This window comes from Serratia sp. CY71090 (assembly GCF_052166845.1).
Lineage (GTDB): Bacteria > Pseudomonadota > Gammaproteobacteria > Enterobacterales > Enterobacteriaceae > Serratia > Serratia nematodiphila.
The window spans coordinates 684,061-695,981 of sequence record NZ_JBJNOA010000003.1; the positions used below are offsets into that span (position 1 = coordinate 684,061).

Genomic DNA, 11,921 nt, shown 5'->3' on the forward strand with positions numbered 1-11,921 from the left:
AAGCGAAGTTACCGCAGACGTAACGGCTTGGACGCTAAGGGAAAACGATGTTATTGACGATCGCAAGGTGGCTGTTTCAACTCCCCGGGAAGCTGTTCGGGCTGATTTTCAAAAATCGCCTGAGGATATTTTTGTTCTTCATGCTGGTCGCCGTTGGGGTGCTCGGCGCCAAGCGCTATCTGCGCGCCCACCAATATGACGACGAGTTCAGTCTCGCCGCCCCCGCCGATTACAATCGCGCCATCAAGCGCGAAATGCCGCTGCGGGAGGCGCGCGAACAGTGCGGCGGGCCGCTGCATGACAATGCCGGGCAGCCGTGGCCCGCCTCAGCGGGTTATCTGCATCAGCCAACGCGGCTGCCCGCATCCGGCCTGCATCGGCTGACGTTGGATAATCAGGGCAACGATTTCGCGGTGCTGGTCAAGCTGGAAACGCCAGCGGCGCCGCAACAGCTGGCGGAAGTCTTTATTCCGCCCGCCGGCAGCTTCGAGGTGAAAATCAATACGAACGCGGAACACGTGTTGAAAATCAAGAATATCAAGACCGGCTGCATGTTCCGCTCCCGGCCGTTCAACCTGGATAAACAGCGTGATTGGCGCATGCCGCTGACGCTGCGGAAGGACGGCAGCCTGCAGCTGCAGCCGATAGGCGATCGCCAATTCTGAGCGGGCGCCGGGCAGCAGAGCCGGCGCCGCATAGGGTTACTTTTTCACCGGATGATCGCGGCGGAACAGTTCCCAGCTTTCAATTTCCTGCCCACTCGGCAAGGTACAGGTGGAATACTGGCCTACCGCATTCTCTTTGGCGTTCAGCTTGCCGCCGATTTGGGTGCAGTACACGTCGGCCGGGTTCGCCATGCCGATCGGTTTCACCTGCGGCGGTGGCGGCGCCTCGTTAGATTTCACGGAACACCCCTGCAACATCGTCATCCCTGCCAGCAGGGAAAGCATCAACGTTTTTTTCATTTTTCCAGCTTATACAAAAACGAACGGCGGAGCGCTCCGCCGTTCTTAGATCATGAAATAAAGGATTTGCCCTGTTTCAGCACCAGATCGCAGGCTTTTTGCTTCACCTTCTCGGTGATCTGCGAGGTGCCCAGGCTGTTGAGATCCAGGCTCTTGCCTTCGCCGGTCTGCAGCAAGCCGCCCAGGCCCTGCTGATAATCCTGGCTCTTGGCGTTTTCGGTGCTGGTGATGCCCAGCTTGCTGAGCAGCTGATCTTTCACCCCTTCGGCACCGTTAGCCGACAGCACGTTGTTTTTCACGCAGTACTGCAGGATACCGGCGGCATTGGTCATGCTGCTGGAGCTCAACGCCTTGTCGCCGCCGTTCAGCAGGCCGGTCAACGAGGAGAGCGACATGCCGCCGCTGCTGTCGCCGCCCGACTTGCTCAGTTCGCCCGCCGCGCTGCTGAGGGAATCCATCAGCCCGGCGGCCTGGGTGGCGCCGCTGGCCAGGGTCGCGGACAGCGCCAAAGCCAGCAATAAACGATGTTTGGTGATCATAGTGGTGAAACTCCTGTCATAACGGCATGCAATCGGCGCAGCGCGCCGGGATACCTCTCCGACGCCGCCTGCAGCGACAAGTTCCTTTTATCTCGCCGCCGCGCCGTTTTTCGGAATTCAGGAAGTTTAGAACTGCCAGCGCAGCCAGGCGAAGAACACGTTGCCGTTGTTATAGGTGCCGGGAATGTAGGTCGCCTGGAACGTCAGCCGCTGATAGCCGATAGAGGCCAGCGGCAGCGGCGCCGGGATAGGGATGTAATTCCAGTTATCGCGCGCGGTGACGCTGGCGGTGAAGCCCAGCCCCAGGCGGAAATCCTTATCATCCAGCGGGCGCCAGATCTTCTCGTAGGCGTAGCCGCCGATCGGCTCCCATTTGTTGAAGGAATCCTTAAACGCCATGATGTAGATGCCGTGCCAGTCACCGTCGCTGTCGTAGCGGGAGATGCCGTAACCGGCGCCCCACGGGCGTTCGTTGTACTTATCGATATGCTCATCATCATAAGTCCAACGGTTGTGCCAGGTGATGGCCGGGATATAGAGATCGTGGTTAGGCGAGTTGTTCCAGGTCTCCGCCACGTTATCGGTAAAACGCTGCCATAAACCCGGTTTTTCAGCCTGTGCGGCATTGCCACTTTCTGTACCAACCTCAGCATAAGAAGGCAGTGCAGGAAATATCAACGCCAGAGAACACGCCAAAAGGGTCCGTTTTAGAAACATCGTAAAGCTCCTGTAAAAATACGGCCGCAGATTTTTACCGATAGCCCAGGCAAGATCAAGCCGTATCTAATTTATCCAACGCCCGTTGTGCTTTGGTTAAGTTTAGCACCGGAAAATGCCCAATAATTCAGGACAAACCGTACCGGTATCCGCATGCTATTGCCTTTCGGGCGGCAAAACCGTGGGAAAAATCCGCTTTGTCGCACGCTACTCGCGAGCAAGATGCTTGACCAACACATCGACATCGAGACGGTTCACAAACTCCAGGGAATACGAGGAATAGAGGCCGAACAGGCGGTTTTGGTGCCCGACCACCACCAGATCGATGCCGGCCTGGTGAATAAAATCGCTCACGTCCTTAAAGCGCCGAATGGTGACAATCTCCTTGACCGCGACCGGCACATCGACGGCGCTCACCAACCGGCTCAGCATCGCTTTGGCGGCGATCACTTCCTGCGCCTGGCGATCCTTGATTAACGCATCGCTGCCGTACTCCAGCTCCGCGTAGTCGGCGTTAAGATGGCCGACGGTGAGGGCGATTGGCTTACCGCGCACCATCGCCGCCGTTTGACGCAGCAACGGCAACCCATCACGCTCATCATGAATCAACACCAGAATATGTCGATAGCCTTTCATCACATGCCCCCCTCTCAGGCCAGCACCGCTGGGACATGAGCCCCTCTGGTAGGTATACGCCATCCGTGCGCACGTAGAGAAAAGTTTACGTATCACTTCCCACAGAATGTGATAACCGCCACGTTATATTAGCGCCCGTGACGGCCCATTTTTACACCGGCCCGACGCGGCGCGCATTGCGGCATCTGTAAAGCAAAACTGACAACCATGACCGAATAAAAAAACCTCATTGTTAATTTTTTGTTTTTAATTGGTTACTGGAAGGTTTCTTTAAATAAGCGTGCGGCGGATCACCAAAATGCACCTTTACATGAAGTTGTGCTTTTCTTTCTCAGGCAAAAAGCGTTGCACCGCTCAATGGGATTTAACACGGCTTCAAAAGTACCGGATGATTCACCCTGCATCATGATAAATACCAATGCGCCGCCGTTTTTCTGCCGATATGCCGTCAACGAAAAATACCGCCCCGCCCTAATGCACAATAGCCACACTATTTATGGAAAAACCCATCGCGTAAAGCGCCGAATACAAACCGCCTCTTCCTCGGCCGCTCCCCCTATCTTGAACAAGCCGGCACTTTAAATAACTGTTAATGCTAACGACACAACATCGCCAGCAATTTATTTTTGCTGATTTTCGCCTGACAAAATAAAGATAAATAATCCGGAGCAATCAATGAAAATAACTATCGGGTCATTCATTCTGCAACAGCTTCACGCCCTGAACGTCGATCGTATTTACGGCGTGCCCGGCGACTATAACCTCAGCCTGCTGGAGCTGTTGGAAAGCGACGAACGGCTGGCGTTCGTCGGCAACTGCAATGAATTGAACGCCTCCTACGCCGCCGACGGCTACGCACGGATGAAAGGCGCCGGCGCGCTGATCGTCACCTACGGCGTCGGCGATCTGGCCGCGCTGTCCGGCATCGCCGGCGCCTATGCCGAATCTTCGCCGGTGGTCTGCATCGCCGGCACGCCGCCGCTGCACGCGATGAAGAATCATCAGCTATTGCACCATACCCTGGGCGACGGCAATTTCGACAACGTCATGAACTGCTTTAAACAATTCACCGTCGCTCAGGCTCTTATCACGCCGGAAAATGCCGCGCAGGAAATTCCACGCGTTATTTCTCGCGCCTGGATAGAGAAGAAACCGGTGTATTTACAGCTGCCGTCTGATATTTGCGATATCGAAATTGAAGTCGCCGAAGCCGCAGCAGCGCCGCAATTGCCGGCGAGCGATAAATACAATGTGCAATTGGCGGCAATGGCGCTGTTAACCAAAATAAAGCGCGCGCAGCGCCCAATCATGTTGGTCGATCAAATGGTGGATCGCTACCAGTTGCAGCAGTTGGTTATCGATGTCGCTCACCGCTTCGCCATACCGCTGACCAACATGCCAACCGCCAAATGCATTATCCCGGAAAATACCGCCGGCTGGATGGGCGGCTACAGCGGCAACCTGTCGCGCCCCGAATTGTATGAACGCATGGCCCACTCAGATTGCGTGCTGAGTTTCGGCGTGCGTCTGGTGGACTCCACCACCGGCTATTTCTCGCAACAAATTCCCGCCGCCGCTCAGGTGGATATTCAGCCGTTCTCGATGAAGCTGGACAATACGTCCTACCCGGCGGTAGCGACGGCGGCTCTGCTGCAGGCGCTGCTGGATCTGAGCGAAGACGCGCCGGCGCAGCTTTTATCACCGCTGGCCGATCCGCGTGACAAGCTGGCGACGCCGAGCGACGCGCCTATCGACCAGGCCTATCTGTGGCAGCGGATCCAACGCTTCATCCAGGCGGAGGATGTGGTGGTGGTGGAAAACGGCACCTCGGGCGCGGCCATCGGCGGCATGCGCATGCCGGGCGGCGTCAAGGTGGTCAACCAACCGATTTGGGGCTCGATCGGTTATACCCTGCCGGCGCTGCTCGGCACCCTGATGGCGGCCCCTGAGCGCCGTCACCTGCTGTTCATCGGCGACGGCTCCTTCCAGCTTACCGCGCAGGAAGTGTCCACTCTGCTGCGCTGCGAACAAAAGCCGATCATCTTCCTGATCAACAACGACGGTTACACTATCGAACGCTATATCCTCGGCGAAAACTCGTCCTACAACGACATCAGCCCGTGGGACTACGCCAAACTGCCGGCGGTATTGAATACCCAGGCGCAGCCGTTCAGCGTGGCGGTGGAAACCACACAACAGCTGGAAATGGCCCTGGAACACGCCTCACGGCAGGATCGGCTGGCGTTTATCGAGGTGAAAGTGCCGATGATGGACACGCCGCCGGTGATGAAAGAGTTCTGTAACCGCTGCAACAGCTTTAACTTCGGCCTGACCAACCCGCGCCGCAGCGCCTGAGGCGCGATGATCGCGCCGCCGGTGGTTCAGGCCTCCGGCGGCGTTTTTCATACCGTTACCCGCCGGCGCGCGCCATGCAGCGCTGCCGGCGTTCATCCACCCGCTTGGCGAACCAGGCGGTGGTCAGCTTGCGGGTGATTTTCGGGCTTTCCAGCTGAATACCCGGCAGCATCTCACGCGGCAGCTTGCCGCCCGCCAACGCAAAGACCTTCTTATACAGGTCGGTATCGGCAAAGTCAGCCGTATCGCCTTTCTCAAGCGCCCGGCGAATGGCGCTGTCGCTCATGTTCAGGCGCTTGCCGAGCGTACGCACCGCCAGCTCGGTCGAGCCGGGCTTGTCGCTGCTGAAGTCGATCAGATCGCCGTCCAGCGCCAGCGGAATGGCGCTCGCCCGACTGACCGCGTTTTGGAACGCCGCGTTGCGGCTGGCGTACCAGCCGGCGTTGAAGTCGGCAAAGCGGTAAATCGGCCGGCTGTAATCGGCCGGGTACCCCAGCAAATGCATAATGCCGAAGTACATGCCGCCGCGCCGGCTGAAAACTTCGCGGCGAATCGAGCCGTCGACCGGATAAGGATACCCTTTGGCGTGCGCCTCGGCGAAGGCGATGCTCACCTGCATCGGGCCGCCGGTATGTACCGGGTTCAAATGGCCGAACAGCTTCTGTCCCATCGGCACGCGGTCGATCATGTCATCGAAGATATCGCTCAGATCCTTCTCCGTGCGCACCTTATCCAGACGCTCACTGTAGCTCTGGCCGTTCGACGACGAGATCTTCAACGCGGTATGCACCAAAAAGTTCGGGATGTGCATCTGATCGGCACGGCGGTCGATCTCTTTCCAGGCGATCTTCGGCAGCCCCGGCACCTGCGGGTTAGCCTGGAATGTCGACTCTTGTTCGGTCACCGCCAGCACCGAACACAGGTTCTCATCGCTCGGTTCAATGCCCTGCGCGGCGAAGGCGGCGGTAATATCGGTGGCCCAGCCCTGACGATCGCCGGCGTTGGCCGGGATCAGCGTCATCAGTCGGGCTTTGACGTCGGCGGGGCGCGCCGCCGGCGCCGTGGTGGTGGTTTTGCTGGTACAGCCCGCCAGCGCCAGCAGCGCGGCCAGGCTCAGCCAACGGAAGGGCATCGGGTGGAATAAACGAGATATCGGCATCTTTTCCCTGAACGTGATGACATGAACAGCACTGAAATTAGCCCAGCCGCCGCACACAATCCAGTATAAAGATATCGTCGCGCCTTTCCGTCAGGCCGCTATGTTCAAACGATCGATAAAGATGTATTTTATATGCATCATATAAATCACTTTGTTTGCCCAGCCAGAGGAGCCCCCTATGGAGCAGCAGCTGCTTTGCTATAAAACCCTGCCGGAATGGAACAGCGACACACTGCCGGAAGCCTTTCGCCAGCGCCACAACACCCAGAACGGCACCTGGGCGAAGCTCACCGTGCTGAGCGGCAACCTGACGTTCGCCATGATGACCGAAGACGGCGCCACCACCGAGACCTGGCAGTTTAGCCCCGAAAGCCAGCCGCCGTTTATCACGCCGCAGCAGTGGCATCGCATCGTTTCCTTCTCGGACGACATGACCTGCCGGCTGGCGTTCTACTGCACGCCGGAAGATTACTACCACAAGAAATACGAACTGACGCGCACCCACTCCGAAGTGATCGAGGCGGCGGCGCGCATCGCACCGGGCAAGGCGCTGGATCTGGGCTGCGGCGGCGGCCGCAATTCGCTCTATCTCAATCTGAAAGGTTTCGACGTCACCGCCTGGGACAAGCACGCGCCGTCGATAGCTCGCCTCAATCAGATCATCGACGCCGAGCAGCTGACCCGCCTGAGCGCCGGGGTGCAGGATCTCAATACTCACCGCTTCAGCGGCGAGTACGACTTCATCCTGTCCACCGTGGTGTTGATGTTTCTCGAGCGCCAGCAGATCCCGCATATCGTGCAAAACATGCAGGACAGCACCGTGCCCGGCGGCCATAATCTGATCGTGGCGGCGATGGATACCGAAGATTATCCCTGCCCGCTGCCTTTCCCGTTCACCTTCAAGCCGGGCGAGCTGAAGCTCTATTATCGCGACTGGCAGATCCTCAAATACAACGAGGACGTCGGCCAACTGCACAAGACCGACGCCGCCGGCAACCGCATCTCGCTGCGCTTCGCCACCCTGCTGGCGCGCAAGCTATAACGCGTCGTGAAAGATCACCCCTAGCGTGTGGCGTTGGCCGGTGCGTATCCGGCTGACGCCGTGGCGCAGATTGACCCGATAGTAGCCTCTCGCCCCGGCCACCGGCCGATGGTGCACCGCGAACACCACCGCGTCACCCTGCTGCAAGGGCACCACCTCCGGCCGGCTCTGCATCCGCGGCCGCTGCTCGGTCAGCACAAACTCGCCGCCGGTGAAGTCCTGCCCGGGGGCGGAAAGCAGGAACGCCACCTGCAGCGGAAACACCCGTTCGCCGTACAGATCCTGATGCAGGCAGTTGTAATCCCCCTCCGTGTAACGCAACAGCAGCGGCGTTGGCCGCCGCTGGCCGGCCTGATGGCATTCAGTCAGGTAGGCCTCGTGTTCGGCGGGATAGCGCGCCGCCAGACCCAGCATGGCGTTCCAGCGATTGGCCAACGGCGCCAACCGCGCGTACAGCAGGCCGCGCACTTCGGCCACCGGGGGCGGTAACGGATACGCAAAATACTGGTACTCGCCGCGGCCAAAACCGTGCCGCGCCATGACGATGCGGCTGCGAAAATGTTCGCCATGCGGATAAAGCGCCGCCAATTGCCGGCACAGCTCGGCGCTGAGCACGCCCGGCAGGCGCGCCCCCCCTTGCGCATCAAGTTCGCGTTCGATCGCCGCCCAGTCCAATTCGGCCAACCGCGCCGCCAGCGCGCCGCTCATCGCTGCGCCTCCTTTTCCAGCAAGGCTTTCTTGCGCTCGACGCCCCAGCGATAACCGGACAAGGCGCCGTCGTTGCGCACCACCCGGTGACAGGGGATTGCCACCGCCAGCACGTTGGCGGCGCAGGCGCCGGCCACCGCGCGCACCGCCTTCGGCGCGCCGATGCGCCGGGCGATATCGGCATAGCTGACGGTTTCGCCGACCGGTATCGCCTGCAGCGCCCGCCAGACCCGCTGTTGAAACGCAGTGCCGCGAATATCCAGCGGCAGCGCCAGCCCGCTCTCCGGCGCTTCGATCAGGCCCACCACCTGCGCCATCAGCGCTTCATACTGCGCGTCACCGCCGATCAGCTCGGCGTTGGGGAATTTATCCTGCAGATCCTGCACCAGCTGCTGCGCATCGTCCCCCAGCAGAATGGCGCAAATACCCACCTCGCTCTGCGCCGCCAGGATCTCACCCAGCGAACAGCGCCCAACAGCAAAATGGATGCGCATGCCTTTGCCGCCCGCCCGGTAGGCTTTCGGCGTCATGCCCAGCGCGGCGTTGGCTTGCTGGTAAAAGCGGCCGTTGGCGCCATAGCCGGCGTCGAAGATCGCGTCGGTCACCGTCTCCTGCTGCTTAAGACCGCAGCGCAACCGCTGGCTGCGCTGCGCGTCGGCGTAGCCTTTCGGCGTCAGGCCGGTGATCGCTTTGAACAGCCGGTGGAAATGGTATTGGCTCAACCCGACGTGGCGCGCCAGCGTCTGCAGCGACGGCGCTTTCTCCGCCCGTTCGATATAGCGGCAGGCCTCGGCTATCTGCCGCGCATGCTGCTCCGTCAACGGCGTCAGCCCCTGGCGGCAGCGTTTGCAGGGCCGATAACCCGCCGCCTCCGCCTGTTCCGCATCGTCGAACAGCTCCACGTTTTGCCGATTCGGCTGGCGTGACGGGCAGGAAGGCGAGCAATACACGCCGGTGGTTTTCACCGCGTAGATAAAGCGGCCGTCGGCGTGCTTGTCGCGGCTGACGATCGCCAGCCAGCGCGGATCGGCGCTGTCGATTACGTTTTTCATCATCCGTTCCTCACTGCGGTTTCGATGTTAACCAGCATAGTGACGGGCCGTTGGCGAAACACGCCGACTCTTGCTTTTTAATTCGACGCCGACGTTTTCAACAATGTTTCGACAATTTTTAACCAACAACATGAAGTTTATTACGTTGCCAACCCGCTTGCACGGCGTTAGGATCGCGGCCGGTCACGGGCGTGGCCAGTGTTTTTGCCTGTTAGTTGCGCGCATGGAGAGGTTATTGTGTTAGAGAGTTTTGGCGTCCTGAATTTATGGACCTATTTGGCCGGGGTGGTCTTCATCATCATTCTGCCGGGGCCGAATACGCTGTACGTGCTGAAAACCGGCATATCGCGCGGCGTGCGCGCCGGCTACACCGCGGCGCTGGGCGTGTTTATCGGCGATGCGATCCTGATCTTCTGCGCCTATATCGGCGTGGCGTCGCTGATCCGCACCACGCCGTTCCTGTTTACCCTGGTGCGTTTTCTCGGCGCGATTTACCTGCTGTTCCTCGGCGCAAAAATCCTCTACGCCACCTTCGTGCAGAAGGCGCAGGCGCAACAGCAGCAAATTGAAGGCGGCCACAGCATTCTGCGCAAGTCGCTGACGCTGAGCCTGACCAACCCGAAAGCCATTCTGTTTTACGTGTCGTTCTTCGTGCAGTTCATCGACTTCAACTACGCGCACACCGGGCTGTCGTTCACCATTCTGGCGCTGATCCTCGAAGCCGTCAGCTTTATCTACATGAGCACGCTGATCTTCTCCGGCGCGATGCTGGCGCATTTCTTCAACCACAAGAAAGGCCTGGCGAAGCTCGGCAACGGCCTGATCGGCCTGCTGTTCCTCGGTTTCGCCACCCGTCTGGCGACCCTGAGCTCGTGATCCCTCCCGGCCGGCGCCCGCCGGCCGCGGTTTACTCTCCCGTCACGGCAAAATGACACGCAGGACAAACCGAATGTCAGGCAGACCAAAGCCGCCGCTTTCCCGCTGATCTAGACTCTCAGGGTTAACGATAACCTGATGAGCCTGATCGGAGGATGTATGTCTGACAATACCGTAGCCGTGCTGGATAGCGTGTCGCGTTTTCTCGATCGTCAGCATGGGCTGTATATCGACGGCCAGTGGCGCGCGTCCGCCGCGGAAGGCCGCCTGGCGGTGTACAACCCCGCCAATGGGCAGCAGATCGCCACCACCGCCGACGCCAATGAACACGACGTCGCGCTGGCGGTGCAGTCCGCCCACAAAGCCTTCAGCGAAGGCGTCTGGGCGCAGCGCCTGCCGGTAGAGCGCGAGCGCATCCTGCTGCGCTTCGCCGATCTGGTGGAGCAGCACGCCGAAGAGTTGGCGCAGCTCGAAACCCTTGAGCAGGGCAAATCCATCAACATCGCCCGCGCCTTCGAAGTCGGCAGCACCCTGAACTGGATGCGCTACACCGCCGGGCTGGCGACCAAAATCACCGGCCAGACGCTGGATGTCTCCATTCCGATGCCACCGGGCGCCAAATATCAGGTTTATACCCGCAAAGAGCCGATCGGCGTGGTCGCCGGCATCGTGCCCTGGAACTTCCCGCTGATGATCGGCATGTGGAAAGTGATGCCGGCGCTGGCCGCGGGCTGCTCCATCGTCATCAAGCCGTCGGAAACCACCCCGCTCACCCTGCTGCGCATGGCCGAACTGGCGAGCGAAGCCGGCGTGCCGCCGGGCGCGTTCAACGTGGTCACCGGCCGCGGCACCGTGTGCGGCAAGGCGCTGACCGAACATCCGCTGATCGCCAAAGTCAGCTTTACCGGCTCCACGCCGGTGGGCAAAAGCATCGCGCGCGCGGCGGCGGATCGCCTGACCCGCGTGACGCTGGAGCTGGGCGGCAAAAACCCGGCCATCGTGCTGAAAGATGCCGATCCACAGCAGGTGATCGAAGGCCTGATGCTCGGCAGCTTCCTCAACCAGGGGCAGGTGTGCGCCGCCAGCTCGCGAATCTATATCGAAGCGCCGATTTATGATCGGTTGGTGGCCGGATTCGAACAGGCGGTGAAATCGCTGTCGGTCGGGCCGGGGATGGATACCGGCGCGCAAATCAACCCGCTGGTATCGCTCGCGCACCGCAACAAGGTGGCGGCCTACCTGGACGACGCCCGGGCGAAAAACGCCGAGCTTATCGGCGGCGCGGCCGGGCCGGACGCCAACGGCTTCTACATTCCGCCGACCCTGGTGATCAACCCGGACGATAGGCTGAACCTGACGCGCGAGGAAGTGTTCGGCCCGGTGGTCAACCTGATCCGGGTGGCGAGCGCCGAAGAAGCGCTGAGCAAGGCTAACGACACCGACTTCGGGCTGACCGCCAGCCTGTGGACCACCAGCCTGCAGCAGGCGATGGCGCTGACGCCGCGCATTCAGGCCGGCACCGTGTGGGTCAACACCCATACGCTGATCGACCCGAACATGCCGTTCGGCGGGTTCAAACAGTCGGGCAGCGGCCGTGATTTCGGCCCGGATTGGCTGGACGCTTACACCGAGTCGAAATCGGTCTGCATCCGCTATTGAGTGAAGCGGCGCGGGCCTGGCCCGCGCCCTGACTTACTGATACTGCCGACGGTACTCGCTCGGCGACATGCCGAAACGCTGCTTGAAAGCGGTCGAGAAATGGCTGTGATCGGCGAAGCCCCAGTCGAGGCCGACTCCGGCCAGCTTTTCTTGCCCGGCGGCGCTGCGCAGCGCCTGCGCGCACAGATCCAGCCTGCGGTTCCTGATGTACTG

The 11,921-nt window shown here is 60.2% G+C and carries 13 protein-coding genes; 5 read left to right on the forward strand and 8 right to left on the reverse strand.

What is annotated here, in order from left to right; all coding sequences use genetic code 11:
* Positions 1–47: 47 nt before the first annotated feature.
* Positions 48–665 (forward strand): hypothetical protein, encoded by a 618-nt coding sequence (locus ACJ8OK_RS09660; protein WP_049278685.1) that lies wholly within the window; start codon positions 48–50, stop codon positions 663–665.
* A 36-nt stretch (positions 666–701) separates the two neighbouring features.
* Here the strand turns inward: ACJ8OK_RS09660 and ACJ8OK_RS09665 are convergent, their stop codons facing one another.
* The 4 genes from ACJ8OK_RS09665 to ACJ8OK_RS09680 all read right to left on the reverse strand — a co-directional run bounded on the left by ACJ8OK_RS09665 (position 702) and on the right by ACJ8OK_RS09680 (position 2,857).
* On the reverse strand, positions 702–965 hold the full coding sequence (locus ACJ8OK_RS09665; protein WP_048322300.1) for a putative hemolysin: 264 nt from the start codon (positions 963–965) through the stop codon (positions 702–704).
* Positions 966–1,015: 50 nt separating this feature from the next.
* A complete protein-coding gene (locus ACJ8OK_RS09670; protein ID WP_015376789.1) occupies positions 1,016–1,504 on the reverse strand; it encodes a DUF2501 domain-containing protein in 489 nt (162 codons plus the stop codon).
* 126 nt (positions 1,505–1,630) lie between these two features.
* Positions 1,631–2,221 (reverse strand): lipid IV(A) palmitoyltransferase PagP, encoded by a 591-nt coding sequence (pagP, locus tag ACJ8OK_RS09675; protein ID WP_004940603.1) that lies wholly within the window; start codon positions 2,219–2,221, stop codon positions 1,631–1,633.
* Positions 2,222–2,428: 207 nt separating this feature from the next.
* On the reverse strand, positions 2,429–2,857 hold the full coding sequence (locus ACJ8OK_RS09680) for a universal stress protein (RefSeq protein WP_048322298.1): 429 nt from the start codon (positions 2,855–2,857) through the stop codon (positions 2,429–2,431).
* A 675-nt stretch (positions 2,858–3,532) separates the two neighbouring features.
* Between ACJ8OK_RS09680 and ACJ8OK_RS09685 the strand changes: the two genes are divergently transcribed.
* Positions 3,533–5,212: an alpha-keto acid decarboxylase family protein gene (locus tag ACJ8OK_RS09685; RefSeq protein WP_442530553.1), complete on the forward strand. Its 1,680-nt coding sequence runs from the start codon at positions 3,533–3,535 to the stop codon at positions 5,210–5,212.
* 55 nt (positions 5,213–5,267) lie between these two features.
* Here the strand turns inward: ACJ8OK_RS09685 and ACJ8OK_RS09690 are convergent, their stop codons facing one another.
* The gene (locus ACJ8OK_RS09690) at positions 5,268–6,371 is read right to left on the reverse strand and encodes a DUF1615 domain-containing protein (protein WP_050501289.1); all 1,104 of its coding nucleotides are present in this window, start codon (positions 6,369–6,371) and stop codon (positions 5,268–5,270) included.
* A 178-nt stretch (positions 6,372–6,549) separates the two neighbouring features.
* Here ACJ8OK_RS09690 and tehB point away from each other — a divergent pair, with 178 nt between their 5' ends.
* Positions 6,550–7,413, forward strand: coding sequence for an SAM-dependent methyltransferase TehB (tehB, locus tag ACJ8OK_RS09695; RefSeq protein ID WP_082997079.1), 864 nt, complete (start codon positions 6,550–6,552; stop codon positions 7,411–7,413).
* Here tehB and ACJ8OK_RS09700 read toward each other — a convergent pair.
* Both ACJ8OK_RS09700 and ada read right to left on the reverse strand, forming a co-directional pair.
* Complete coding sequence (locus ACJ8OK_RS09700; protein ID WP_060558676.1) at positions 7,408–8,121, reverse strand: 2OG-Fe(II) oxygenase; 714 nt, start codon at positions 8,119–8,121, stop codon at positions 7,408–7,410. The two genes, tehB and ACJ8OK_RS09700, sit on opposite strands and share 6 nt — an antisense overlap.
* Entirely contained in the window at positions 8,118–9,173 is a 1,056-nt protein-coding gene (gene ada / locus ACJ8OK_RS09705) for a bifunctional DNA-binding transcriptional regulator/O6-methylguanine-DNA methyltransferase Ada (protein WP_060558674.1), read from the reverse strand. Before ada ends, ACJ8OK_RS09700 begins: the two co-directional genes overlap by 4 nt.
* A gap of 237 nt (positions 9,174–9,410) precedes the next feature.
* Between ada and leuE the strand changes: the two genes are divergently transcribed.
* Positions 9,411–10,049, forward strand: a complete 639-nt coding sequence (gene leuE, locus ACJ8OK_RS09710; RefSeq protein WP_004940625.1) for a leucine efflux protein LeuE — start codon at positions 9,411–9,413, stop codon at positions 10,047–10,049.
* Between the two features lie 159 nt (positions 10,050–10,208).
* A complete protein-coding gene (locus ACJ8OK_RS09715; protein WP_033634054.1) occupies positions 10,209–11,708 on the forward strand; it encodes an aldehyde dehydrogenase family protein in 1,500 nt (499 codons plus the stop codon).
* 33 nt (positions 11,709–11,741) lie between these two features.
* Here ACJ8OK_RS09715 and ACJ8OK_RS09720 read toward each other — a convergent pair.
* Positions 11,742–11,921 (reverse strand): helix-turn-helix domain-containing protein (locus tag ACJ8OK_RS09720; protein WP_442530554.1); only part of this gene is annotated, 180 nt, incomplete at its 5' end.

What these genes read in the sequence shown, in the direction of transcription:
- ACJ8OK_RS09665 (WP_048322300.1), bottom strand. Translation starts at nt 965, where the DNA reads ATGAAAAAAACGTTGATGCTTTCCCTGCTGGCAGGGATGACGATGTTG.
- ACJ8OK_RS09700 (WP_060558676.1), bottom strand. Translation starts at nt 8,121, where the DNA reads ATGAGCGGCGCGCTGGCGGCGCGGTTGGCCGAATTGGACTGGGCGGCG.
- ACJ8OK_RS09660 (WP_049278685.1), top strand. Translation starts at nt 48, where the DNA reads ATGTTATTGACGATCGCAAGGTGGCTGTTTCAACTCCCCGGGAAGCTG.
- ACJ8OK_RS09685 (WP_442530553.1), top strand. Translation starts at nt 3,533, where the DNA reads ATGAAAATAACTATCGGGTCATTCATTCTGCAACAGCTTCACGCCCTG.
- ACJ8OK_RS09680 (WP_048322298.1), bottom strand. Translation starts at nt 2,857, where the DNA reads ATGAAAGGCTATCGACATATTCTGGTGTTGATTCATGATGAGCGTGAT.
- tehB (WP_082997079.1), top strand. Translation starts at nt 6,550, where the DNA reads ATGGAGCAGCAGCTGCTTTGCTATAAAACCCTGCCGGAATGGAACAGC.
- ACJ8OK_RS09670 (WP_015376789.1), bottom strand. Translation starts at nt 1,504, where the DNA reads ATGATCACCAAACATCGTTTATTGCTGGCTTTGGCGCTGTCCGCGACC.
- ACJ8OK_RS09690 (WP_050501289.1), bottom strand. Translation starts at nt 6,371, where the DNA reads ATGCCGATATCTCGTTTATTCCACCCGATGCCCTTCCGTTGGCTGAGC.
- ACJ8OK_RS09715 (WP_033634054.1), top strand. Translation starts at nt 10,209, where the DNA reads ATGTCTGACAATACCGTAGCCGTGCTGGATAGCGTGTCGCGTTTTCTC.
- ada (WP_060558674.1), bottom strand. Translation starts at nt 9,173, where the DNA reads ATGAAAAACGTAATCGACAGCGCCGATCCGCGCTGGCTGGCGATCGTC.
- pagP (WP_004940603.1), bottom strand. Translation starts at nt 2,221, where the DNA reads ATGTTTCTAAAACGGACCCTTTTGGCGTGTTCTCTGGCGTTGATATTT.